General features: G+C 71.9%; 22 protein-coding genes and 2 tRNA genes. 13 read left to right on the top strand and 11 right to left on the bottom strand.

Annotated features, from left to right (window positions below; all coding sequences use genetic code 11):
* Positions 1–113 precede the first annotated feature (113 nt).
* Positions 114–186, top strand: a tRNA-Arg gene (locus ABS735_RS36990).
* A gap of 159 nt (positions 187–345) precedes the next feature.
* Positions 346–1833 carry a peptidoglycan D,D-transpeptidase FtsI family protein gene (locus ABS735_RS36985; RefSeq protein WP_373904634.1) on the top strand — a complete coding sequence of 496 codons (1488 nt, stop codon included), beginning with the start codon at positions 346–348 and terminating at the stop codon, positions 1831–1833.
* Between the two features lie 22 nt (positions 1834–1855).
* Here the strand turns inward: ABS735_RS36985 and ABS735_RS36980 are convergent, their stop codons facing one another.
* Entirely contained in the window at positions 1856–2215 is a 360-nt protein-coding gene (locus ABS735_RS36980) for a winged helix-turn-helix transcriptional regulator (RefSeq protein ID WP_373904633.1), read from the bottom strand.
* A gap of 93 nt (positions 2216–2308) precedes the next feature.
* Between ABS735_RS36980 and ABS735_RS36975 the strand changes: the two genes are divergently transcribed.
* The 8 genes from ABS735_RS36975 (at position 2309) to ABS735_RS36940 (ending at position 12598) form a co-directional block, all read left to right on the top strand.
* Entirely contained in the window at positions 2309–3190 is an 882-nt protein-coding gene (locus ABS735_RS36975) for a DUF2797 domain-containing protein (RefSeq protein ID WP_373904632.1), read from the top strand.
* An 85-nt stretch (positions 3191–3275) separates the two neighbouring features.
* Positions 3276–4169, top strand: coding sequence for an amidohydrolase family protein (locus tag ABS735_RS36970; protein WP_373904631.1), 894 nt, complete (start codon positions 3276–3278; stop codon positions 4167–4169).
* Between the two features lie 78 nt (positions 4170–4247).
* Positions 4248–4985 carry a response regulator transcription factor gene (locus ABS735_RS36965; RefSeq protein WP_030403173.1) on the top strand — a complete coding sequence of 246 codons (738 nt, stop codon included), beginning with the start codon at positions 4248–4250 and terminating at the stop codon, positions 4983–4985.
* Positions 4982–6532, top strand: a complete 1551-nt coding sequence (locus ABS735_RS36960) for a sensor histidine kinase (RefSeq protein ID WP_373904630.1) — start codon at positions 4982–4984, stop codon at positions 6530–6532. Before ABS735_RS36965 ends, ABS735_RS36960 begins: the two co-directional genes overlap by 4 nt.
* Positions 6533–6546: 14 nt before the next feature.
* Entirely contained in the window at positions 6547–7947 is a 1401-nt protein-coding gene (locus ABS735_RS36955) for a bifunctional glycosyltransferase family 2/GtrA family protein (protein ID WP_373904629.1), read from the top strand.
* Entirely contained in the window at positions 7944–10118 is a 2175-nt protein-coding gene (locus tag ABS735_RS36950) for a glycosyltransferase family 39 protein (protein WP_373904628.1), read from the top strand. Before ABS735_RS36955 ends, ABS735_RS36950 begins: the two co-directional genes overlap by 4 nt.
* Positions 10119–10176: 58 nt before the next feature.
* The gene (locus ABS735_RS36945) at positions 10177–11694 is read left to right on the top strand and encodes an MFS transporter (protein WP_373904627.1); all 1518 of its coding nucleotides are present in this window, start codon (positions 10177–10179) and stop codon (positions 11692–11694) included.
* A 145-nt stretch (positions 11695–11839) separates the two neighbouring features.
* A complete protein-coding gene (locus tag ABS735_RS36940) occupies positions 11840–12598 on the top strand; it encodes a TetR/AcrR family transcriptional regulator (RefSeq protein ID WP_373904626.1) in 759 nt (252 codons plus the stop codon).
* A gap of 59 nt (positions 12599–12657) precedes the next feature.
* On the opposite strand, the gene ABS735_RS36935 is transcribed toward ABS735_RS36940, so the two are convergent.
* Together ABS735_RS36935 and ABS735_RS36930 are read right to left on the bottom strand one after the other, a co-directional pair.
* Complete coding sequence (locus ABS735_RS36935; RefSeq protein WP_373904625.1) at positions 12658–13128, bottom strand: PPOX class F420-dependent oxidoreductase; 471 nt, start codon at positions 13126–13128, stop codon at positions 12658–12660.
* A 9-nt stretch (positions 13129–13137) separates the two neighbouring features.
* Entirely contained in the window at positions 13138–13593 is a 456-nt protein-coding gene (locus ABS735_RS36930; protein WP_373905143.1) for an STAS domain-containing protein, read from the bottom strand.
* A gap of 228 nt (positions 13594–13821) precedes the next feature.
* Here ABS735_RS36930 and ABS735_RS36925 point away from each other — a divergent pair, with 228 nt between their 5' ends.
* Both ABS735_RS36925 and ABS735_RS36920 read left to right on the top strand, forming a co-directional pair.
* On the top strand, positions 13822–14571 hold the full coding sequence (locus ABS735_RS36925) for an ANTAR domain-containing protein (protein ID WP_373904624.1): 750 nt from the start codon (positions 13822–13824) through the stop codon (positions 14569–14571).
* 18 nt (positions 14572–14589) lie between these two features.
* Positions 14590–15315 (top strand): GAF and ANTAR domain-containing protein, encoded by a 726-nt coding sequence (locus ABS735_RS36920; protein ID WP_373904623.1) that lies wholly within the window; start codon positions 14590–14592, stop codon positions 15313–15315.
* Here the strand turns inward: ABS735_RS36920 and ABS735_RS36915 are convergent.
* From ABS735_RS36915 to ABS735_RS36905, 3 genes are all read right to left on the bottom strand, one after another.
* Complete coding sequence (locus tag ABS735_RS36915; RefSeq protein WP_373904622.1) at positions 15298–16119, bottom strand: YceI family protein; 822 nt, start codon at positions 16117–16119, stop codon at positions 15298–15300. The genes ABS735_RS36920 and ABS735_RS36915 overlap by 18 nt on opposite strands.
* Positions 16120–16228: 109 nt before the next feature.
* Entirely contained in the window at positions 16229–18736 is a 2508-nt protein-coding gene (locus ABS735_RS36910; RefSeq protein ID WP_476755873.1) for an MFS transporter, read from the bottom strand.
* Positions 18737–18817: 81 nt separating this feature from the next.
* Positions 18818–19321 carry a MarR family winged helix-turn-helix transcriptional regulator gene (locus tag ABS735_RS36905; protein ID WP_373904620.1) on the bottom strand — a complete coding sequence of 168 codons (504 nt, stop codon included), beginning with the start codon at positions 19319–19321 and terminating at the stop codon, positions 18818–18820.
* A gap of 205 nt (positions 19322–19526) precedes the next feature.
* On the opposite strand from ABS735_RS36905, the gene ABS735_RS36900 reads away from it, so the two are divergent.
* Positions 19527–19724: a hypothetical protein gene (locus tag ABS735_RS36900; protein ID WP_373904619.1), complete on the top strand. Its 198-nt coding sequence runs from the start codon at positions 19527–19529 to the stop codon at positions 19722–19724.
* A gap of 131 nt (positions 19725–19855) precedes the next feature.
* Here the strand turns inward: ABS735_RS36900 and ABS735_RS36895 are convergent, their stop codons facing one another.
* The 5 genes from ABS735_RS36895 to ABS735_RS36875 form a co-directional block, all read right to left on the bottom strand.
* Complete coding sequence (locus tag ABS735_RS36895) at positions 19856–20821, bottom strand: RNA polymerase sigma factor SigF (protein ID WP_373904618.1); 966 nt, start codon at positions 20819–20821, stop codon at positions 19856–19858.
* Positions 20822–21114: 293 nt separating this feature from the next.
* On the bottom strand, positions 21115–21954 hold the full coding sequence (locus ABS735_RS36890; protein ID WP_114528682.1) for an RNA polymerase sigma factor SigF: 840 nt from the start codon (positions 21952–21954) through the stop codon (positions 21115–21117).
* A gap of 193 nt (positions 21955–22147) precedes the next feature.
* Complete coding sequence (locus ABS735_RS36885) at positions 22148–22441, bottom strand: Dabb family protein (protein WP_133889901.1); 294 nt, start codon at positions 22439–22441, stop codon at positions 22148–22150.
* Positions 22441–22662 carry a hypothetical protein gene (locus tag ABS735_RS36880; RefSeq protein ID WP_373905167.1) on the bottom strand — a complete coding sequence of 74 codons (222 nt, stop codon included), beginning with the start codon at positions 22660–22662 and terminating at the stop codon, positions 22441–22443. Before ABS735_RS36880 ends, ABS735_RS36885 begins: the two co-directional genes overlap by 1 nt.
* A gap of 43 nt (positions 22663–22705) precedes the next feature.
* Positions 22706–22790 (bottom strand) — tRNA-Ser (locus tag ABS735_RS36875).
* Positions 22791–22862: the final 72 nt, after the last annotated feature.

Genomic DNA, 22862 nt, shown 5'->3' with positions numbered 1-22862 from the left:
GCAAGGGGTGCGGCCAATGGATTTCACATGACGGCGGCAGTCATGTAATGTTCTTCCTGTCGCCGCGAGCGGGCCGGAAGGGCCGGGAGCGGCGGTAAAACTGAAAAAGACAAGCACTCGTAGCTTAACGGATAGAGCATCTGACTACGGATCAGAAGGTTGCAGGTTCGAATCCTGCCGAGTGCACACCGTTCAAAGGCCCCGCCGGTTCACCCGGCGGGGCCTTTGATTTTGGCGGGTGACATCGGTGCTGATCAACCTTCCCAACTGTGTCTAGGGTGTGCGCATGTTGAGAGGAACCGTCTTCATATCCGCCGACCGGCCGAGCCCCGACGGAGGCCGACGGTGAACAAGCCGCTGAGGGCCGTGGCGATCTTCTGCGGCCTGCTGGTGCTCGGCCTGCTGATCCGCGCGAACTGGCTGCAGTACGTCCGGGCCCCGGAGCTGGCCTCCGACACCAAGAACCGGCGGGTGCAGATCGAGCAGTTCGCCACCCCGCGCGGTGACATCGTCGTCGGCGGCCGGGCCGTCACCGGCTCCAAGGAGACCGAGAGCACCGACCTCAAGTACAAGCGCACCTACGTCGACGGACCGATGTACGCGCCGGTGACCGGATACGCCTCGCAGGCGCAGGGCATGACGCTGCTGGAGAAGACCTACGACTCCATCCTCACCGGGAAGGACGACCGGCTGGCCTTCCAGCGGTTCGCCGACGTGGTCAGCGGTGAGGGGCGGCGGCCCGGGTCGGTGGTCACCACCATCGACCCGAAGGCGCAGAAGGCCGCCTGGGACGGGCTGACCGACCTGAAGGGCGCGCGGGGGGCCGTGGTCGCCCTCGACCCGCGGACGGGGAAGGTGCTGGCGCTGGTCTCGGCGCCCTCCTACGACCCGTCGACGTTCGCGGGCAGCACCTTCAACGAGTCCGACCGCTTCGTGGCGCTCGACAAGAAGAAGAACAAGCCGCTGGCCAACCGGGCGCTGCGGGAGACCTACCCGCCGGGCTCCACCTTCAAGATCCTCACCGCTGCCGCCGCGCTGGAACACGGCATCGTCACCGACGTCGACGCCCGCACGGACGCCGTCTCCCCGTACCCGCTGCCGCAGTCCACCAACAAGATCGGCAGCGAGGCCGGCGACGCGGTCTGCAACAAGGCCTCGATGAAGACCGCCATGCAGTACTCCTGCAACAACGTCTTCCTCGACGCCGCCTCCAAGCTGGGCCAGGACAAGCTGCGCGAGACGGCCGAGAAGTTCGGCTTCAACGAGGACGTCTACTCCGACGACTTCGGCGACCTGCTCGCCACCAAGAGCCTCTACCCCGAGGACCTCGACGCGCCGGGCACCGCCCTCACCGGCATGGGCCAGGGCAGCCTGACCAGCACGCCGATGCAGATGGCCATGGTCACCGCCGGCATCGCCAACGACGGCAAGGTGATGCAGCCCTACATCGTCGACGAGGTCAAGGGCCCGGACCTGGACACCCTGGAGAAGACCGAGCCCGCGACGATGAGCGAGGCCGTCTCCGCCGAGACCGCGCAGAAGGTCCAGGAGATGATGGAGTTCACCGCCAAGGAGGGCAGCGCCCGCCGCGCCCAGATCGGCGGCATCACGGTCGGCGGCAAGACCGGTACCGCCCAGCGCGGTGTCAACGTGAACGACGAGGTGCCGTACGGCTGGTTCGTGTCCTACGGCAAGAAGGACGACGGGTCCTCCGTCGCCGTGGCCGTGTTCATCGACCCGACCGACATGGACATCTCCCGCCAGGACATCTCGGGTGGCGGGCTCGGCGCGCCCATCGCCAAGCGTGTGATGGAGGCCGTGCTCAAGCAGTGACGCCGGTGCGGGCGGCGGCGGGTCAGGACCTCGTCGCGTCGTAGGCCTCGCGGGCCCGCTCGACCGCCGCCAGCCGCCGCTCCGTCCAGCGCGCGAGGTCCCGGACCTGTTCGGCGGCCTCGCGGCCGAGGCCGGTGAGGGAGTAGTCCACGCGGGGCGGGATCACGGGCCTGGCGTCCCGGTGGACCAGACCGTCGCGCTCCAGCGTCCGCAGGGTCTGGGCCAGCATCTTCTCGCTGACCCGGCCGATCTCCCGGCGCAGTTCGCTGAAGCGGTGGGGGCGGTCCAGCAGGGCGATCAGGGCCAGGGTGCCCCAGCGGCTGGTGATGTGCTCCATGACCAGGCGCTCGGGGCACATCGCTTCACTTTCTGCCATGGCCATACGGTACTTCCGGGCGGGCGCTCACCATGAGTGAGTGCCCGCCCGGTCGTTGTCACCGGTCGTTGTCAGTGGCGGCCTCTACTGTCGGTGGAGATGGCACAGGCATGGAAGTGCGCGGGGCTGCGGTGGGCGGCGGACGGCCCCGTGCTGTCGTGGGTCGGGGGCCGGCGCAGTGCGCTGGCCCGGGGGAAGCGGGTGGCCTTCGGGGTCGCCGAGGGGGGTGTGCGGACCTGCGTGGGGGCACGGGGGCACGCGTGTCCCGTGCGGATCGGCGTGCCGGGGCGGAGCACGGGGGCGCGGTGCGAGGAATGCGCGCGCCTCGACCGGGCCCACTCCGTGGCAGCCGACACCATGGCGGACGATCCGCGGCCGTACCGCGTCTATCTGGCGTGGTTCGGACCGGGCCTCGTCAAGGTGGGGATCACCGCGTACGAACGGGGAGCCGCCCGGCTGCTGGAGCAGGGGGCCGTGTGCTTCAGCTGGCTGGGCTGCGGGCCGCTGATGGCCGCGCGCCGGACCGAGGAACTGCTGCGGGCCGCGCTGGGCGTGCCCGACCGCATTCCGTACGCCCACAAGCGCGCCGTGCGGGCCGCCCTGCCCGAGTCGGAGGCGGAGCGGGCGGCCGAGATCGCCGGGTTGCACGCGCGGGCGGTGGCGCTCGGCGGGTGGCCCCAGGCACTGACGCCGGAGCCGTTCCGGGGGGTCGACCACGCGGGCGTCTTCGGGATCGAGGGAGCGGGGCGCGGGCCGGCCGCCGTGGCGGAGGTGGCCGAGCTGGTGGCGGGCGGCGCGATCGGGGGTGAGCTGGTGGCGGCCGCCGGGCCGGATCTGCACCTGGCGACGGAGCGCGGAGTCGTCGTCCTCGACACACGGCTGATGACGGGGTGGGAGCTGGTGGCCGCCGGGGGCGAGCCGTGCGCCGTACCCCTGCGGGAGCTCAGACGAGCGGCCGGAGTACAGGACGGGCTGTTCTGACCCCGTTTCCCGAGCTGTGCCCTCCATCCCCCCTCGATCGCTCGACCCCCTTGTCCGGGGGAGCGAGGGGCGCGATCGTGGCCGCATGAGTGATCACGAAGCCGGGCAGGTCCGCCGGTTCTGGGAGGAGCTCGGGCTGCCCGGGCTGATCGACGTGCACACGCACTTCATGCCCGAGCGCGTGCTGCGCAAGGTCTGGGCCTACTTCGACGCCCTCGGGCCGCTGACCGGCGGAGTCGAGTGGCCGATCACCTACCGGCAGGAGGAGGACGAACGCGCCGGGCTGCTGCGGGAGTTCGGGGTCCGGGCCTTCACCGCCATGCTCTACCCGCACAAGCCGGGCATGGCCCAGTGGCTCAACGACTGGGCGGTGGACTTCGCCCGCCGCACCCCCGACTGCCTGCACACCTCCACCCTCTTCCCCGAACCGGGCGTCGAGGCGTACGTCCGCCGGGCCGTCGAGGCGGGGGCGCGGGTCTTCAAGGCGCACGTGCAGGTGGGGGCCTACGACCCGGCCGACGAACTGCTCGACCCGGCGTGGGGCGTGCTCGCCGAGGCGGGGATCCCGGTCGTCGTCCACTGCGGGTCGGGACCGGCGCCCGGCAAGCACACCGGGCCCGAGCCGGTCGCCCGCGTCCTGGCGCGCCACCCGCGGCTGCGGCTGGTCGTCGCGCACCTCGGGATGCCCGAGTACGAGGACTTCCTGGACCTCGCCGAGCGGTACGGCGAGGTGCGGCTGGACACGACCATGGCGTTCACCGACTTCAGCGAGCGGCTCGCGCCCTTCCCGCGCCGCGCGCTGCCCCGGCTGGCGGACCTCGGCGACCGCGTCCTGCTCGGCACCGACTTCCCCAACATCCCGTATCCCTACCTGCACCAGCTGCACGCCCTGGCGCGGCTGGAGCTGGGGGACGAGTGGCTGCGCGGGGTGTGCCACGACAACGCGGCCCGGCTGTTCGGGCTGCCGGGCGGCGTCTGAGAGGCCCCTGTGGGTTTCTCAGAGAAATCACAGCTTGGGGAAAGGACCCTCTCAGAGCGCCCCGACAGGGTGTCCGGTATGACCACGACCTCGCCCCAGGGGCGCACCGAACTGCTGAGGCCGGACGGGAGCCCCGTCCGGGTGCTCGTAGTGGACGACGAGCTGTCCATCACCGAACTGCTGTCCATGGCCCTGCGTTACGAGGGCTGGCAGATCCGCAGTGCGGGCGACGGACACGGCGCCGTCCAGGCCGCGCGCGAGTTCCGGCCCGACGCCGTCGTACTGGACATGATGCTGCCCGACATGGACGGCCTGAGCGTGCTGGGGCGGCTGCGCCGCGACCTGCCGGACGTGCCGGTGCTCTTCCTGACCGCCAAGGACGCCGTCGAGGACCGTATCGCCGGGCTGACCGCGGGCGGGGACGACTACGTCACCAAGCCGTTCAGCCTGGAGGAGGTCGTCGCCCGGCTGCGCGGACTGATCCGCCGCTCCGGCGCCGCCGACCGGCGCTCCGACTCCGTACTCGTCGTCGGCGACCTCACCCTCGACGAGGACAGCCACGAGGTCACCCGGGGCGGCGACGGCATCCACCTCACCGCCACCGAGTTCGAGCTGCTGCGCTTCCTGATGCGCAATCCGCGGCGGGTGCTGAGCAAGGCGCAGATCCTGGACCGCGTGTGGTCGTACGACTTCGGCGGGCAGGCCAACGTCGTGGAGCTGTACATCTCCTACCTGCGCCGGAAGATCGACGCGGGGCGCGAGCCGATGATCCACACCCGGCGCGGTGCCGGTTACCTGATCAAGCCCGCGGCATGACCCGGCGGCGACGACCGCGGCCGCGGACCCTGCGGACGCGGCTCGTCGTCGCGTCCGTGGCGCTGATCGCGGTGGTGTGCGCGGTGATCGGCACGGTGACGACGGTCGCGCTGCGCTCGCACCTGTACGAGCAGCTGGACGGGCAGGTGCACGAGGTCGCGCTGCGGGTGTCCGGGTTCGGGCCGCCGGGTGACCCGGGGCCCGGCGGCGGGAGCCCGCAGCGGACGGACCTCGACGAGTTCGTCACGCACGGCGGCCCGCAGCCGCGCGACACGATCGTCGCCGAGACCCAGGACGGTGCCGTCGTCGACGCCAAGTACGGCGAGAAGGACGACGAGAGCACGGACCCCAGCAGGACGACGTCGGTCTCCCTCGACAAGGCCCAGCGCACCGCGCTCGCCACCGTCCCCCGGGACGGCGACGCGCACACCGTGGAGATTCCCGGCCTCGGCGACTACCGCGTCGAGTACCACGACGGCTACTACGCCGGCTTCCCCACCTCCGACGTGGACGGCACCATCAGCACCCTGATCCTCGTGGAGGCCAGCGTCACCGCCGCAGGTCTCGTCGCCGCCTCCCTCGCCGGGGCCGTCATCGTCGGCGTCGCCACCCGCCCCCTGCGCCGGGTCGCCGCCACCGCGGGCCGGGTCTCCGAACTCCCGCTGCACGCGGGCGAGGTGAACCTCGACGAACGGGTCCCGGAGTCCGAGTGCGACCCGCACACCGAGGTCGGCCGGGTCGGCTCCGCGCTCAACCGGATGCTCAACCACGTCCACGGGGCCCTGCACGCGCGGCAGCAGAGCGAGACGCGGGTACGGCAGTTCGTCGCCGACGCCAGCCACGAACTGCGCACCCCCCTCGCCTCCATCCGCGGCTACGCCGAACTCACCCGCCGGGGACGCGAACAGGTCGGCCCCGACACCCGGCACGCGCTGGGCCGTATCGAGTCCGAGGCCGGCCGCATGACCTTGCTGGTCGAGGACCTGCTGCTGCTCGCCCGCCTGGACGCCGGACGCCCGCTGGAGTTCGGCCCGACCGACCTCGTACCGCTCGTCGTGGACACCGTCAGCGACGCCCGCGCGGCCGGCCTCGGCCACACCTGGCGGCTCGACCTGCCCGACGAACCGGCCCTGGTGTCGGCGGACCCCGCCCGGCTCCAGCAGGTGCTGGTCAACCTGCTGGGCAACGCCCGCAACCACACCCCGCCGGGTACGACCGTCACCGCGCGGGTGCGACGCGGCGGGGCGTGGCTGTGCGTGGACGTCGAGGACAACGGGCCCGGCATCCCGGCCGAGTTGCTGCCGTACGTCTTCGAACGGTTCGCCCGCGGCGACTTGGCGCGCTCCCGCGCGACCGGCTCGACGGGCCTCGGGCTCGCCATCGTGCAGGCCGTGACGACCGCGCACGGCGGCGGCGTGACGGTCGACAGCGCGCCGGGGCGGACGGTCTTCACCGTGTATCTGCCCGCGGTTCACGACCGGCCGGACGCCTCGGTGCACTCACAGGCACAGCACAGTCTCACCACACGGGTGCGACAGGGGGGTTGAGAACAGTCGGCTCCATGCGAACCGACTCTTCTCCCGGCTCCCTGCCGGCGCGGGAGCACCTCCCGGCCGCAGGAGCCGGTACGCCTGTCCTGGACGTAGTGGTCCCCGTCTACAACGAGGAGAAGGACCTCGGGCCGTGCGTCCGCAGACTGCACGAGCACCTCACCCGGACGTTCCCCTACGCCTTCCGCATCACCGTCGCCGACAACGCCTCCACGGACGGCACCCCGCAGGTCGCGGCCCGCCTCGCGGCCGACCTCGCGGCGGTCAGGTCCGTCCGGCTGGAGCAGAAGGGGCGCGGCCGGGCTCTCGGGACCGTCTGGTCGGCCTCGGACGCCCCGGTCCTCGCCTACATGGACGTCGACCTCTCCACGGACCTGAACGCGCTGCTGCCACTGGTGGCCCCGCTGATCTCCGGTCACTCGGACCTCGCGATCGGCTCCCGGCTCGCCCGCAGCTCGCGGGTGGTGCGCGGGGCCAAGCGGGAGTTCGTCTCCCGCACCTACAACCTCATCCTGCGCGGCTCCCTCCAGGCCCGCTTCTCCGACGCCCAGTGCGGCTTCAAGGCGATCCGCCGGGACGTGGCCCAGGTGCTGCTGCCGCTGGTGGAGGACACCGGCTGGTTCTTCGACACCGAGATGCTGGTGCTCGCCGAGCGCGCCGGGTGCCGGATCCACGAGGTGCCGGTCGACTGGGTCGACGACCCGGACTCCACCGTGCACATCGTGCGGACGGCGACCGAGGACCTCAAGGGCGTGTGGCGGGTCGGCAAGGCGCTGGCCACCGGTTCGCTGCCGCTGGACCGGCTGGCCCGTCCCTTCGGGGACGACCCGCGCGACCGCGACCTGACCGACGTACCGCAGGGGCTGGCCCGGCAACTCGTCGGCTTCTGCCTGGTCGGCGCCCTGTCCACCCTCTTCTACCTCCTCCTCTACAGCGGCTTCCGCCACTTCGCCGGCTCCCAGCTCGCCAACGCGCTCGCCCTGCTGGTCTCGGCGGTCGCCAACACCGCCGCCAACCGGCGGCTGACCTTCGGGGTGCGGGGCCGGGGCGGCGCCGTGCGGCACCAGGCGCAGGGACTGGTCGTCTTCGGCATCGGCCTCGCGCTGACCAGCGGTTCGCTCGCCGCCCTGAGCGCCGCGACGGCCGACCCCGACCACTCCACCGAGCTGGCGGTACTGATCGCCGCCAACCTCGCGGCCACCGTGCTGCGTTTCCTGCTCTTCCGCGCCTGGGTGTTCCCGGACGCGCAGCCCACGGTCCCCGCGCCGGAACCGCACCGCCCGGAACCGCACCGCCCGGAGCCGCGCCTTCCGGAGCATCGCCTTCCGGACCCGTACCGGACCTGGAGCGACGCCACCGTGCGGCTCCAGCCCGTGCGCCCCGCCGACACCGACCCGAGGGACGCCCGATGACGACGCACTACGACCCGCCCGTGCACACCCCCGCCGACGAGGACGGTGGGCCGCCGTCCGAGGCGCCGCCCGCCCACCGCGGGCCCCGGCGCAGGCCCCGGTCCGGGCGGCTGTGGCGCGGCCGCCCCGAGGACCCGCGCTGGGTACGCCCCGCCTTCCTCGCCCTCCTGCTGGCCACCGCCGTCCTCTACCTCTGCAACCTGAGCGCCTCCGGCTACGCCAACTCCTTCTACTCGGCGGCCGTGCAGGCGGGCAGCCAGTCCTGGAAGGCGTTCTTCTTCGGCTCGCTCGACGCCGGCAACGCCATCACCGTCGACAAGCCCCCGGCCGCACTGTGGCCGATGGCGCTGGCGGTGCGGATCTTCGGCCTCTCCTCCTGGTCGATCCTCGCCCCCGAGGTGCTGATGGGGGTGGGCACGGTCGCCGTCGTGTACGCGGGCGTGCGCCGCCGGTTCAGCCCTGCGGCCGGGCTGATCGCGGGCGCCGTACTCGCGCTCACACCCGTCGCCGCGCTGATGTTCCGCTTCAACAACCCGGACGCGCTCCTCGCCCTGCTGATGTCCGTCGCCTGCTACCTCGTCGTACGGGCGCTGGAGGACGGCCGGACCAAGTGGCTGGTGTGGGCGGGCGTGGCGATCGGCTTCGCGTTCCTGGCGAAGACCCTCCAGGCCTTTCTGATCCTGCCCGCGCTGGCCCTCGTGTACGGCGTCTGCGCACCGGTGCGGCTGAAGAAGCGTCTCGGGCAGCTCGCGCTGGCGACCGCAGCGATCGTCGTCTCCGGCGGCTGGTGGGTCGCGGCCGTGGAGCTGTGGCCGGCGTCGTCCCGGCCGTACATCGGCGGCTCGCAGAACAACAGCTTCCTGGAGCTGACCTTCGGCTACAACGGCCTCGGCCGCCTCAACGGCGAGGAGACCGGCAGCGTCGGCGGCGGCGGCCCCGGCGGCGGAAGCGGCGGACAGTGGGGCGAGACCGGCTGGGACCGGATGTTCAACTCCGAGATCGGCGGCCAGATCTCCTGGCTGCTCCCGGCCGCGCTGATCCTGCTCGTCGCGGGCCTGGTGGCCACACGCCGCGCCGGCCGTACGGACACCGCGCGCGCGTCCCTCCTGGTCTGGGGCGGCTCGCTGCTGATGACCACGGCCGTCTTCAGCTATATGGCCGGCATCTTCCACCAGTACTACACCGTGGCCCTCGCGCCGTACCTGGCGGCGGTCGTCGGCATGGGCGCGGCGACGCTGTGGGAGCGGCGCGAGCGGATCTGGGCGTCGCTCGCGCTCGCCGCCGCCGTCACGGCCAGCGCGGCCTGGGGGTACGTCCTGCTCAACCGCACACCCGACTACCTGCCCTGGCTGAGGGTGCCGGTCCTGGTCGGCGGGCTGGTCGCCGCGCTCGGGCTCGTCTTCGCCGGCCGACTGGGGCGGCGGACCGCCCTCGCGGCGGCGGGCCTCGGCCTCGTGGCGTCGCTGGCCGCGCCCACCGCGTACACGCTGAGCACCGTGCGGGAGGGGCACAGCGGCTCCATCGTCACAGCCGGTCCGTCCGGCGCGAGCATGAGGGGCGGCGGCCCCGGGGGCGGCGGCTTCCCGGGCGGCGGGAACGCGCCCGGTCAGGGTCAGGGGCAGAACCAGGGTCAGGGGCAGGGCGGTCCCGGGGGCGGCGGCGGCTTCCCCGGTGGCGGCACCGCTCCGGGCACCGGCGGAAACAACCAGAACGGCCAGACGCCGAACGGCCAGAACAACCAAAACGGTCCGACCGGCGGCCCGACCGGCGAAGGCGGCCGGACGGGCGCGGGCGGCGGCATGGGCGGCCTGCTCAACGGCGCAGAAGTCGGCTCCGAGGCGAAGAAGCTGCTGGAGACCGGCGCCGACGCCTACACCTGGGTCGCCGCGGCGGTCGGCTCGCAGAACGCCGCGAGCTACCAGCTCGGCACCGGCGACCCGGTCATGGCGATCGGCGGCTTCAACGGCACGGACCCGTCGCCGACCCTCGCACAGTTCAAGCAGTACGTGGCGGACGGCAGGATCCACTACTTCATCGGCGGCGGCGGGGGCGGCGGCATGGGCGGCGACTCCGGCACCGCGTCGCAGATCACCTCGTGGGTGGAGGCCACCTTCAAGGAAGTCACGGTCGGCTCGGCCACCTTCTACGACCTCACGTCGCCGACGGACTGACCGCCCCGGACGAGAAACCGTTGTACAGCGTATAGGGAGGCCCTATACGCTGTACAACATGACGACATCGCCCCAGGAATCCGCCAAGGAGCGGGAAACCGCACCCCCGGTCCAGGGCCACCCCCAGCGCTGGCTGATCCTCGGTGTCATCAGCCTCGCCCAGCTCACGGTGGTCCTGGACAACACCGTGCTGAACGTGGCCATCCCCTCGCTCACCGACGAGCTGGGCGCGGCCACGTCGGACATCCAGTGGATGATCAACGCCTACTCGCTCGTCCAGTCCGGCCTGCTGCTCACCGCGGGCAGCGCGGCCGACCGGTACGGCCGCAAGAAGCTGCTGGCCACCGGCCTCGCCCTGTTCGGAATCGGCTCGCTGGCGGCCGGACTCGCGGACACCACCGGCCAGTTGATCGCGGCGCGGGCCGGCATGGGCGTCGGCGGCGCCCTGCTGCTGACCACCACGCTCGCCGTGGTCATGCAGATCTTCGCGGCCGCCGAGCACGCCAAGGCGATCGGCATCTGGAGCGCGGTCAGCGCGCTCGGCTTCGCCTGCGGGCCGCTGATCGGCGGCTTCGTGCTGGACCACTTCTGGTGGGGCGCGATCTTCCTGATCAACCTGCCGGTGGTGGCCCTCGGCCTGGTCGCGGTCGTGACCCTGGTCCCGGAGTCGAAGAACCGGCAGGGCGACCGCCCCGACCTGCTCGGCGCCGTACTCTCCACGGTCGGTATGGCCGCACTGGTCTACGCGATCATCTCCGGTCCTGAACACGGCTGGACGTCGGGGCGGGTCCTGGCCACGGCCGCCGTCGCCGTGGGGGTGCTCGCGCTCTTCGCCTGCTGGGAGAGCCGCGTCCCGTACCCGATGCTCGACCTCACCTTCTTCCGCGACCAGCGGTTCACCGGCGCGGTGGCCGGTCTTGTGCTGATCACCTTCGGCATGGGCGGTGCGCTGTTCCTGCTCACCCAGCACCTGCAGTTCGTCCTCGGGTACGGCCCGCTGGAGGCCGGGCTGCGGACCGCGCCGCTGGCCCTGACGGTGGTGCTGCTGAACTTCTCCGGCGTGGCGGCGAAGTGGCTGGCCAGGCTGGGCACGCCGGTGGCGGTGCTGCTGAGCATGGTGCTGATGTCGGCGGGCCTGGTGGCCATCGCCGCGCTGACCGGGCAGGGCTACGCCGGCACCCTGCTGGGGCTGCTGCTGATCGGCGTGGGGTGCGCGCTCGGCAACCCGGCCATGGCCCACGCGCTGATGAGCGCGATCCCGCCGGCCAAGGCGGGGGTCGGCGCGGGGGTCAACGGCACGCTGGCGGAGTTCGGCAACGGACTGGGCGTGGCCGTGCTGGGCGCGGTGCTGTCTTCGCGGTTCGCGGCGCTGGCCCCCGTCGCGGCGACGTCTCTCCCCGCGGCGCTGGCTTCGGCGCAGGGGCAAGGGGAGCGGGGGCGGGTCCTCGACGCGTTCTCCTCCGGAGTGGGGAGCAGTCAGTCGGTGGGGGCGGTGGCCGTGCTGCTGGGCGGGGTGGTGGCGGCGGTGTTGTTGCGGCGGGCGGAGCGGGCAGACTCGGGGGTTGTGAGCGCCTGAGGGGTCGGGTGGCCTGCTTGCGTCGCGGCTGCCGGTTGTTCGTGGTTGCTCGCGCCCGCGCGGCGGAGCCGCACAATGATGTGGTCCCGCGCCCCTTACGGGGCGCTTCGCCGACCGGCGTGTGATGAATCGAGGAGAGGTGCGCATGGCGAAGGCAGGGCGGCAGGGGCCCCGGGCCAGTGTGTGGCTGTCGGGCGAGGGGCGGCGCAGTGGGCGCCGTGGGGGGCAGCCGTCCGGGCTCGACCGGGACAGGATCACCCGGGTCACCGTCCGGCTGCTGGACGCCGAGGGCCTGGCCGGGTTCTCCATGCGCCGCCTGGCCGCCGAGCTGAACGTCACCGCGATGTCCGTGTACTGGTACGTCGACACCAAGGACCAACTGCTCGAACTCGCCCTGGACGCCGTCTTCGGCGAGCTGCGCCACCCGGACCCGGACGCCGGCCCTGACTGGCGCGAGGAGCTGCGTGCCCTGGCCCGGGAGAACCGGGCGCTGCTGGTGCGCCACCCCTGGTCGTCCCGGCTGGTCGGCACCTACCTCAACATCGGGCCGCACTCGCTGGCGTTCTCCCGGTCGGTGCAGAACGTCGTGCGCCGCAGCGGGCTGCCCGCACACCGGCTGACCGGCGCCATCTCCGCCGTCTTCCAGTTCGTGTACGGCTACGGCACCATCGAGAGCCGCTTCCTGGCCCGGGTGGCGGACACCGGGCTGAGTCCGGACGAGTACTTCCAGGACTCGATGAGCGCGGTGACCGAGGTGCCGGACACCGCGGGCGTCATCGAGGACGCCCAGGACATCATGGCAGCCCGGGGCGGCGACACCGTTGTGGAGATGCTGGACCGGGACTTCGAGTTCGCCCTCGACCTGCTCGTCGCGGGCATCGACGCGATGGTCGAACGGGGCTGACCCGCCGTCGGCCGGCCGCCCCGGCCGTACGCCCCGGCCGGCCGCCTCAGTCGTCCGCCTCAGTCGTCCGCCGCCAGCCGCGCAGGGAAGCCGCCCGTCGCCACCGGCCCCCACTTCTCCGGAGTCACCCGGACGATGGACTTGCCCTGCTCCACCATGGCCTGCCGGTACTCGTCCCAGTCGGGGTGCTCGCCGGAGATGTTGCGGAAGTACTCCACGAGCGGCTCCACGGAGTCCGGGGAGTCGATGACCTCAGCGGTGCCGTCGATCTGGACCCAGGGGCCGTTCCACTCGTCGCTGAGCACGATGAGGCTGACCCGCGGGTCACGGCGCGCGTTGCGGGTCTTGGCCCGTTCGGGGTAGGTCGAGACGACGATCCGGCCGGCGTCGTCGACCCCGCAGGTCAGCGGCGACCCCTGCGGGCTGCCGTCGGCCCGCCGGGTCAGCAGGATCGCCCGGTGCCGGGGGCGTACGAAGTCCAGCAACTCGTCCAGGGAGACACGGGTGTTCGTCGCGATGTTCGGTGCCATGCCGCCAGCCTAGGCCGCCGTCCCGCCACCCGCCGTCCCGCCACCCGCCGTCCCGCCGCCCGCCGTCCCGCCGCCCGCCGTCCCGCCGCCCGCCGTGCCGCTCTCCGCGCGCAGCGCCTCCGCGAGGCTGTCGTGGACCGGCACGTCGCGGCGCAGCCCGGAGAGTTCCAGGACGCGGCTCGCCACGCTCTTCGGGACGGCCACCACGCGCAACAGGGTGCGGTCGGGCAGCCTGCGGCGTACGGCGGCGAGGAGGCGGACGCCCTGGGAGTCCATGAAACGGGTCGCGGACAGGTCCAGGACGAGCAGGCGCAGGCCGCCGGAGCGCTGCTCCACGGCAGTCATGATCAGGGGCAGCAGTCCCGAGGCGTTGCAGAAGTCGATCTCGCTGGGCATCGCGAGCACGGCGCAGCCGGGTGGTTCACACGGCTCGCACGGCTCGCAGGGCTGGGGGCGGAAGGTCACAGCACTCACCTGACAGACGTCCGTCGGGCTTCCGGCCGGGCCGCTTCCTGACCCGGTCCCATTCCACCACGCGGCGCGGCGGCGTGGAAGGCTACCGGCCGTCCGTCCGCCCGGTCCGTCGGCCGAGCGTCACCGGCACGCAACCAAGCAGCTAAAGTGCTGTTCGTCCTGTGCTCGCAGTCGGGAATGTGCTGCGGAGCTCTCCTGCGCACGGCCGTGAGGCCGCGCTTGCCGAAGAGGTTCGTGGTGGCTGCGTCCGAATTTACTGATTTGCCGCGTTTTCCGGTGGGTTTCGAGCTGGCCGAGGCCCTGACCGAAGCGGCTCGCGACCTGCACGGGACGGGCACCCCCGACGACACCATGAACACCGCCGTCACCCTGGCGGTACGCCTGCTGCCCGACGCCGAACACGCGGGCATCTCGGAGATCCAGCGCGGCGGCCGGCTGCGCTCCCTGGCCTGGACCGACGAGACCGTGCGGTTCGCGCCGGAGCCCCGGCAGGGCGGCCACACCCCGCACCCGGACTGGGAACGCCTGTGGACCACGCCCGTGGTGCGGACGGACGACAGCGAGGCCGACGGCGGCGGCAACGTCCTGTCCGGGCTCGGCCTGCGCTCCGCGCTGTCCCTGCGGCTGCGTGCCGACCGGCGCCGGCTGACCGTGCTGACGGCGTACGCCCGCAAGCCGCAGGCCTTCGACGAGGACGCCACCCGCATCGGGCGGCTGTTCACCGCGCACGTCTCCCTCGCCCTGGACTCGGCGACCGTGCGCGAGCAGCTCACCGAGGCGATGCGCACCCGGGACCTGATCGGCCAGGCCACCGGCATCCTGATGGAGCGTCTGGACATCGACGCGGCCGGTGCCTTCGAGTCCCTGGTGAAGGCCTCCCAGCGCGAGAACGTGAAGCTGCGCGACCTCGCCCGCCGCATCGTCGACGCCAACTCCGCCGCGGGCGGCAGAGGCGTGACCGAGCGGTGACGGGACATCCGTACGGTCATGACCTCGCGGACCAGGGACACGGACACGGACACGAGCACGGAGACGCTTGATCACGCCATCGCGCGCAGCCAGGGCCTGGACACCCTGCTGCGCGACCTGACCGACCGGGCGGTCCAGGAGGTGCCCGGCGCCGACGCCTGCTCGGTCACGGTGCGCCGCGCCGACCGGCTGATGACGCTGGCGGGCAGTGCCGGCCTGCCCGCCGGCCTGGACCTGCGCCAGTACGAGAACGGCTCGGGGCCCTGCGTGGACGCCGCCGAGTCGGGCGGCGCGCAGTACTCCCCGGACCTGGCCGCCGAGACCCGCTGGCCCGCGTACACCCAGTACGCGCTCGCCACCGGCGTGCGCTGCGTGCTGGCGCTGCCGCTGGCCGTCGAGGGCGAGACGGGCGCCGCGCTCAATCTCTACGGCGTCGAGCCGGACTCCCTGGCCCGGGGGCTGGATCCGGCCCGCGCCTTCGCGGAGCGGGCCGCGGACGCGGTGAACGAGGCCCTGCGCGTCGAGCGGCAGCAGGCCTCGGCGGCGGATGTGCGCACCGCCCTGCTCTCCCGCAGCGTCATAGACCAGGCGGTCGGCATGCTCATGGCCCGGGAGCGCATCGACGCCCACCGGGCCCTGGAGCGGCTGCGCCGGGCCTCACAGGACCGGAACGTCAAGCTCCGGGACCTGTGCGCCCAGGTGGTGGCCCGGGCGTCCGGCGGTGCCTCACACGGCCGGAAGTGACTCCCCCTGGACCGCCTGGACGTCCAGCTCGACCCTGAGCGTCGTGCCGATGGCGGCGATGCCGGCCTGGACGACCTGGTTGTAGTTCATGGCGAAGTCCTCGCGGTGCAGTTCCGTCGTCGCGCGGAAGGCCGCCCGGGTGCCGCCCCAGGGGTCGGCGCCGGTGCCGAGGTAGGCCAGGTCCAGGTCGACCTCGCGGACGACCCCGTGCAGGCCCAGCTCGCCGCGGACGGTCCAGCGGTCCGGGCCGGCCTCGCTCACCGAGGTGGAGCGGTAGGTGATCTCCGGGAACCGCTCGGCGTCCAGGAAGTCGGCCGAGCGCAGGTGGGTGTCGCGCATGCCGTTGCCGGTGTCGATCGAGGCCGCCTTGATCACCGCCTCCACCCGGGACTTGGTGACGTCGTCCGGCGCGATCTCGACGGTGGCGGCGAAGTCGGTGAAGCGGCCGCGCACGCTGGAGATGCCGAGGTGCTGGGCGACGGCGGCCACGCTGGAGTGCGCCGGGTCGACCGTCCACGGCCCCGGCGGCGGCAGCTCGGTGCCGCCCTGGCGGGCCAGCGTCACGGTGCCTACCTCGGCCCGGCCGCTCGCGGTGACGATCGCGCTGGAGGCGGCCGGCGCGTAGCCGACCGCGGTGACGATCACGGTGTACGCCCCCGGCGTCAGCGCGGTGGTGTCCCGCACGGTGCCCTCGGTGTCCGCCTCGGCGCGCAGCACCTGCGTGCCGGTCATGTCGGTCACCGTGACGACCGCGTGCGACACGGCCCATCCGTCCCGCGTTCGGATCCTCGCGGTCAGTCCCATCCCGTTTTCTCCCTGCAAAGGCTCAGAAAGTGGTCGTAAAGAAACCGGCCCGTGGTGGGCGGGCGCACCTCCGCTCAGAGCGCGCACGCCACCACGGGCCGGGGTTCTGCTACTCGCCGGGGTGGGCGAGCTCGATGTCGTGGCCGTCGGCACCGGGGCCGGCGACCGTCAGGGCGGTGGCCACCGGCGGGTAGCCGGTCGCGATGACGGTGTACTCACCGGCGTCCAGGTCGGTGAAGGCGTACGCCCCGTCCGTACCGGTGGTGGCCGTGCCGACCACGTTGCCCGCCGCGTCGACCAGGGTGACCCGGGCGTCGGCCAGCGGACCGTGCGGTGCCCGCACGACGCCCTGGACCTGGGCGCCGGCCTGGAGGTCGACCTCGACGCGGGTGACACCGGTGCCGCCCACCTCGAGGGGCAGGGCGCGGGGCCGGTAGCCGGCGGCGTTGACCGCGACGGTCACCGTGCCCGGCACCAGCTCGGTGAAGGCGAACTCGCCCTGCTCACCGGTGGCGGCGCTGGCCAGCAGATCGCCGCGCACGTCGGTGACGATCACCATGGCGTCCTTGACCGGCTGCCCGCTCTCCACGGCCCGCACCAGGCCGGTGAGCCCGCTGGTGCCGCTGAGCAGGATGTCGTAGGCGACCGGTTCGTCGTTGACGACGATGGTGGAGGCCTGCGGCTGGAATCCGTCGGCGGAGGCGATCAGCACGTACGACCCGGCGCTCGGCGCGTCGACGGCGTAGGAGCCGTCGGCCTGGGCGACGGACCGGCCGAGCTGGCGGCCGGCCAGGGAGATCAGCGTGACGGCGGCCTGCGGGACCGGGGCGGACTCGGCGCCGCGGACGAAGCCGCGGACCGCGATGCCGCCGGAGACGGGCGCCTGCGGTTCACCGGAGCCGGTCGTCGTGGCGACGGCGGCGAGCCGTTGCGTGGCTGCCGGGGCGGCCGAGGTGTCCGAGGCGACCGAGGTGGCCGGGTCACCGGAGGGTGCGGCCGACACGGCCGCCATCGCACCGGCCGGGACCGGCTCGTCGGCGCCGCGGACGGCCTCCGCGGGGGTTCCCGCGACCGGCGGGGCGGACTCGGCCGAGGACTCCGCCGCCTGGGCGAGGGCGCCCCTGGTGCGCAGCGGGACCTCCTTGATGAACAGGGTCACCAGGAAGCCGAGCAGGGCGATCGGCGCGACGTACAGGAAGATGTCGGCGATGCCGTGCCCGTAGGCGCTCTCCAGCCAGGTGCGGATGGGGGCGGGGAGCAGGTCCATGTCGGGGATCTGCCCGGAGCCCATGGCCTTGCCGGCCGCCATCTGGTCCGCCGGCTCGAGCTGCCCGATGGTGTCGGTGGCGTAGTGGCTGATCCGGGTCGACATGATGGAGCCGAGCACCGAGACGCCCACCGCGCCGCCGAGGGACCGGAAGAAGGTGACCGTGGAGGACGCGGAGCCCAGGTCGCCCGGGTCCACCTGGTTCTGCGTGCAGAGCACCAGGTTCTGCATCATCATGCCGACGCCGAGGCCCATCAGCGCCATGAAGATGCCGATGTGCCAGTACGGGGTGTCGTAGCGCATGGTGCTGAGCAGGCCCAGGCCCGCGGTCAGCAGCACACCGCCGGTCAGCAGCCAGCGCTTCCACTTGCCGGTCTTGGTGATGACGATGCCGGAGACCGTGGACGAGACGAACAGGCCGCCGATCATCGGGATCGTCATGACGCCCGACATGGTCGGGGACTTGTCCCGGGCCAGCTGGAAGTACTGGCTGAAGTAGACGGTGCCCGCGAACATCGCGATACCGACGAACAGCGAGGCCAGCGAGGCCAGGGTGATGGTGCGGTTCTTGAACAGACGCAGCGGGATGATCGGCTCGCTGGCCTTCGACTCGACGAGGAGGAAGAGCAGCGTCAGCACGATCGCGCCGCCGACCATGGCCCCGGTCTGCCAGGACATCCAGGAGTACTTGTCGTCGGCGAAGGTGACCCAGACGAGCAGCAGGCAGACGGCCGCGGTGACGAAGAAGGCGCCGGCCCAGTCGACCTTGACCTTCCGCTTGAGCACCGGCAGGTGCAGCGTCTTCTGCAGCACGATCAGCGCGAGGATCGCGAAGGGCACGCCGACGTAGAGGCACCAGCGCCAGCCGAGCCAGCTGGTGTCGGTGATCACGCCGCCGAGCAGCGGGCCGCCGACGGTGGCGACGGCGAAGGTGGCGCCGAGGTAGCCGGAGTAGCGCCCGCGCTCACGCGGGGCGATCATCGCGGCCATGATGATCTGCGCCAGGGCGGACAGACCGCCGGCGCCCAGGCCCTGGATGGCCCGCGCGGTGATCAGCATCGCGGGGTTCTGCGCCAGACCGGCCACGACGGAGCCGATGACGAAGACGATCAGGGCTATCTGGACCAGTGCCTTCTTGCTGAACAGGTCCGCGAGCTTGCCCCACAGGGGAGTGGACGCGGTCATCGTCAGCAGCGAGGCGGTGACGACCCAGGTGTAGGCGCTCTGGCCGCCACCGAGGTCCCCGATGATCTCGGGCAGGGCGTTGGTGACGATGGTCGAGGACAGAATCGCGCAGAACATGCCGAGCAGCAGCCCGGACAATGCCTCCATGATCTGCCGGTGCGTCATCGGAGCGTCTCCGGAGGAGCCTCCCCCGTGCTTGGCATGAGCCCGCACACCGGCTGGTGTGGTCGTTGCCATGGACTTCCTTTACTGAATGGTGATCGCGGGTGTACGGGTGGACTGTTCGTCCCCGGACAGTGCGGGAGGCCGGGCCGCGGGGGCCCGGCAGTCGTCGAAGCTGGCCCTGAGTCGGGCCATGAGCCGGGAGAGCTGGCCGACCTCGTCGTCGGACCAGTCGCTCAGGCGGTGGGAGAGCAGCTGGGTGGTCCGCTCGGCGATGTCGTCGAGCTGGTCCTGCCCCGCGGGCGTCAGGCGCAGGATGCGCGAGCGCTTGTCGGCGGGGTCGGGGAAACGTTCGATCCAGCCCCGCTCGGCGCCGTGGGCGACGTGGCGGCTGGTCACCGACATGTCCACCGCGAGCAGCTCCGCGAGCTTGCTCATGCGCATGTCCCCGTGGCGGCCGAGCAGTGTCAGTACGGCGACGGACCCACCGGGGCAGTCGGACGGCAGCAGCCGCCCCATCTCCCGCTTCACGGCGCCGAAGGCGCTGAACTGACGGATCAGCTCCTCGTACTGCGCCTTCCCGGCCATGCGCACCTCCCGATTCGTTGCTTAGGGCAACCATAAGTTCCGTTAGTTGCTACAGGCAAACAAAAGAGGCCGGTGCGGCATAAAAAGTTGGCAAAGACAAGTATTGCGAAAGTAAACGCGCAGGTGATAGGGGGTGAGCGGGGGCAAGGGCACTCGGCGGCCCCGCACTTGGGCCGCACCCGCGGATTCGCTAGTGTCTCGGCCCATGGCTAACACCCAGGGCCCCCAGGGCAATAACGACCCCGCAGGCAGCACCCAGATGTTCCGCGCGTTCGTCGACGACGCCCCGCAGAGCCGGCAGGCTGCCCCCGCCTCCTCGTCCGGGCCCCGCGTCGGCCTGATCGTCGGCATCGTGGCCGCCGTGATCGTCGTCGCGGCCGTGGCCTGGCTGGCGCTCGGCTAGGACCCCTCGAAGCGGTACCGGGGGCACCGGGACCGCCGGACAACCGAGACGTACGAAGGCGACCGCCGCGGCACCCCCGAGGTGCCGCGGCGGCCGCCGCGCTGTCGTACGGACGGTCGCGCGTCGCGGGCTCAGTCGGAGATGAGGCCCTCGCGCAGCTGCGACAGGGTCCGGGTGAGCAGCCGGGAGACGTGCATCTGCGAGATGCCGACCTCCTCGCCGATCTGCGACTGGGTCATGTTGGCGAAGAAGCGCAGCATGATGATCCGCCGCTCCCGGGGCGGCAGCTTGGCCAGCAGCGGCTTGAGGGACTCGCGGTACTCCACGCCCTCCAGCGCCGTGTCCTCGTAGCCCAGGCGGTCCGCCAGGGAGCCCTCGCCGCCGTCGTCCTCCGGGGCCGGGGAGTCCAGCGAGGAGGCGGTGTACGCGTTGCCCACGGCCAGACCGTCGACGACGTCCTCCTCGGACACGCCAAGGACGGCGGCCAGCTCGCCGACCGTCGGGGAGCGGTCCAGCTTCTGGGACAGTTCGTCGCTGGCCTTCGTCAGGGCCAGGCGCAACTCCTGGAGGCGGCGCGGGACGCGCACCGACCACGAGGTGTCGCGGAAGAACCGCTTGATCTCGCCGACGACGGTCGGCATGGCGAACGTCGGGAACTCGACTCCCCGTTCGCAGTCGAAGCGGTCGATCGCCTTGATCAGGCCGATGGTGCCGACCTGGACGATGTCCTCCATCGGCTCGTTGCGGGAGCGGAAGCGCGCGGCGGCGTAACGCACCAGCGGGAGATTGAGCTCGATCAGGGTGTCCCGGACGTAGGCACGCTCGGGGCTGTCCTCGTCGAGGGCGGCGAGCCGCAGGAACAGGGAGCGGGACAGGGTGCGGGTGTCGATGGCCTCCGTGGCCGGAAGCGCCTGGGCCGGCACGGCGTCGAGGTCCGGCACGGCTTCGCCGGCCTGAGTGCCGTCGACGGAGCCGACGGTGCCGACGGAGTCGATGGGGCCGACGGGCTCGACGGCGCCGAGCGCCTCGATCGAGTCGGGCGCGGTCTCGCTCTCCGCGAGCGCGAGCACCTTCGAGCTGCCCTGTTCTACGGACATGCCACCCCCTTTGGGTCGCGGGACGGTCGCGGCACACGCTCCCACGCCGGGAACGCAGCCCTCACCTGAATACCGGAGCCGAAGCCCCGGCAAACGCGTCTCCGGCAGAATGTCACATGTCGGCAACGCGCTGTAGTGACATGTCGACATCCGAGATGCGAATACCCCCTGGAAACAAGGGGTCTGATGGGGCTTTCAGCCCGATTCCGTCCGCAACGGCCCTGGTGAGCGATTCGCTCTCGCCGGTGACCCCTCGCTCGCGCTTTCGACTCCGACCGGAGTCCCTCTCGAGGTTACGCGTCGATCCGGTTCGCGGACCTCAATCGCTGGAAACTACGCGCCAGTAGCCGCGAGACGTGCATCTGGGAGACGCCGAGTTCCGCGCTGATCTGCGACTGCGTGAGGTTGCTGTAGTAGCGCAGCAGCAGGATCCGCTGCTCCCGCTCGGGAAGTTGGACGAGCAGATGCCGCACCAGATCGCGGTGCTCGACCCCGTCGAGGGCCGGGTCCTCGTAGCCGAGCCGGTCCAGCAGCCCGGGCAGCCCGTCGCCCTCCTGGGCGGCCTCCAGCGAGGTGGCGTGGTACGACCGCCCCGCCTCGATGCAGGACAGCACCTCCTCCTCGGTGATGCGCAGCCGCTCGGCGATCTCTGCGGTCGTCGGGGAGCGTCCGAAGGCGGTCGTCAGGTCCTCGGTGGCGCTGTTGACCTGCACCCACAGCTCGTGCAGCCGGCGCGGCACGTGCACCGTGCGCACGTTGTCGCGGAAGTACCGCTTGATCTCCCCGACCACCGTGGGCATCGCGAACGTCGGGAACTGCACGCCCCGCTCCGGGTCGAAGCGGTCGATGGCGTTGATGAGCCCGATGGTGCCGACCTGGACGACGTCCTCCATCGGCTCGTTGCGGGAGCGGAACCGTGCGGCGGCGTAGCGCACCAGCGGGAGGTTGGCCTCGATGAGCGCCGCGCGCACCCGGTCGTGCTCCGGCGTGCCCGGGGTGAGGTCCTTCAGCTCTCCGAAGAGCACCTGGGTCAGGGCCCGGGTGTCGGCGCCCCGGCTGCGCTGCGGCGCGGGTGCCTCCTGGGCCTGGGCGGGCGGTGCGGGCGGTGCTTGAGGCGCAGTACTGGCCGGCACGGTCAACTCCACCTCGTGATCTGTCAACTCTTCCGTCAACTCATCCGTCAAAAGCGGTCATAGCATCACAAGACATGTCCACTGTGTGCAAGCACCGCATAACGTCGTGTTGAGTGAACGCAGAACGGCCCCGCACCGGGCTGGTGCGGGGCCGGGGCACGGGGCAGGAGCGCCCTGCGGGCCCGTGGTCGTACTAGAACTCGTAGTCGGCGATCACCCAGGTGGCGAACTCCCGCCACAGCGCGACGCCCGCCTGGTGCGCCGGGTGTTCGAGGTAGCGCTTCAGCGCGTCGGCGTCGTCCACGGCCGAGTTGATGGCGAAGTCGTAGGCGATGGGCCGGTCGCTGATGTTCCAGGCGCACTCCCAGAAGCGGAGGTCCTCGATCTGGCCACCGAGCGCCCGGAAGGCCTCGACGCCCTCCACGACGCGCGGGTCGTCGCGCTCGACGCCGTCGTTCAGCTTGAACAGCACGAGGTGGCGGATCATCACTCTCCTCCGTTGGCGGCCCAGGTCATGAAGTCGCCCACGGCGCCCGCCGCGTCGGATATGCCCTGGAAACCTATCTGCACGTAGTCGGCTGCCTTGGCCGGATCGGTGATGATCACATACAGCACGAAGACCACGAGCACATAGACGGCGATCTTCTTCGAGTTCACCGCCACCGCGGCCTCCCCTGTCCCTTCGACCCACGCCTTTCGGTCGCTCATGATCGCACGAAGGGCCCCGTCTTTCGACAGGGCCCTTGCAAAGCGGTAGCGGAGGGATTTGAACCCTCGGTGACTTGCGCCACACTCGCTTTCGAGGCGAGCTCCTTCGGCCGCTCGGACACGCTACCGAGAGAGACCTTACAGCACGGAGCGGCATGCTCTGAAATCGGTATTGCGGCCGCCGGACAGCCGTCCGGCGG

This window comes from Streptomyces sp. MMCC 100 (assembly GCF_041538145.2).
Classification (GTDB): Bacteria; Actinomycetota; Actinomycetes; order Streptomycetales; family Streptomycetaceae; genus Streptomyces.
The sequence above is the reverse complement of the archived record's forward strand: the minus strand, read 5'-3'. Positions and strand labels throughout refer to the sequence as shown.

Bases quoted from the DNA above. Each gene is read 5' to 3' on its own strand.
- ABS735_RS36895 (WP_373904618.1), bottom strand. From the start codon at position 20,821: ATGTCCGTAGAACAGGGCAGCTCGAAGGTGCTCGCGCTCGCGGAGAGC.
- ABS735_RS36920 (WP_373904623.1), top strand. From the start codon at position 14,590: ATGACCTCGCGGACCAGGGACACGGACACGGACACGAGCACGGAGACG.
- ABS735_RS36980 (WP_373904633.1), bottom strand. From the start codon at position 2,215: ATGGCCATGGCAGAAAGTGAAGCGATGTGCCCCGAGCGCCTGGTCATG.
- ABS735_RS36900 (WP_373904619.1), top strand. From the start codon at position 19,527: ATGGCTAACACCCAGGGCCCCCAGGGCAATAACGACCCCGCAGGCAGC.
- ABS735_RS36935 (WP_373904625.1), bottom strand. From the start codon at position 13,128: ATGGCACCGAACATCGCGACGAACACCCGTGTCTCCCTGGACGAGTTG.
- ABS735_RS36945 (WP_373904627.1), top strand. From the start codon at position 10,177: ATGACGACATCGCCCCAGGAATCCGCCAAGGAGCGGGAAACCGCACCC.
- ABS735_RS36940 (WP_373904626.1), top strand. From the start codon at position 11,840: ATGGCGAAGGCAGGGCGGCAGGGGCCCCGGGCCAGTGTGTGGCTGTCG.
- ABS735_RS36970 (WP_373904631.1), top strand. From the start codon at position 3,276: ATGAGTGATCACGAAGCCGGGCAGGTCCGCCGGTTCTGGGAGGAGCTC.
- ABS735_RS36960 (WP_373904630.1), top strand. From the start codon at position 4,982: ATGACCCGGCGGCGACGACCGCGGCCGCGGACCCTGCGGACGCGGCTC.
- ABS735_RS36965 (WP_030403173.1), top strand. From the start codon at position 4,248: ATGACCACGACCTCGCCCCAGGGGCGCACCGAACTGCTGAGGCCGGAC.
- ABS735_RS36905 (WP_373904620.1), bottom strand. From the start codon at position 19,321: ATGGCCGGGAAGGCGCAGTACGAGGAGCTGATCCGTCAGTTCAGCGCC.
- ABS735_RS36915 (WP_373904622.1), bottom strand. From the start codon at position 16,119: ATGGGACTGACCGCGAGGATCCGAACGCGGGACGGATGGGCCGTGTCG.
- ABS735_RS36880 (WP_373905167.1), bottom strand. From the start codon at position 22,662: ATGAGCGACCGAAAGGCGTGGGTCGAAGGGACAGGGGAGGCCGCGGTG.
- ABS735_RS36955 (WP_373904629.1), top strand. From the start codon at position 6,547: ATGCGAACCGACTCTTCTCCCGGCTCCCTGCCGGCGCGGGAGCACCTC.
- ABS735_RS36885 (WP_133889901.1), bottom strand. From the start codon at position 22,441: ATGATCCGCCACCTCGTGCTGTTCAAGCTGAACGACGGCGTCGAGCGC.
- ABS735_RS36975 (WP_373904632.1), top strand. From the start codon at position 2,309: ATGGCACAGGCATGGAAGTGCGCGGGGCTGCGGTGGGCGGCGGACGGC.
- ABS735_RS36950 (WP_373904628.1), top strand. From the start codon at position 7,944: ATGACGACGCACTACGACCCGCCCGTGCACACCCCCGCCGACGAGGAC.
- ABS735_RS36910 (WP_476755873.1), bottom strand. From the start codon at position 18,736: ATGACGCACCGGCAGATCATGGAGGCATTGTCCGGGCTGCTGCTCGGC.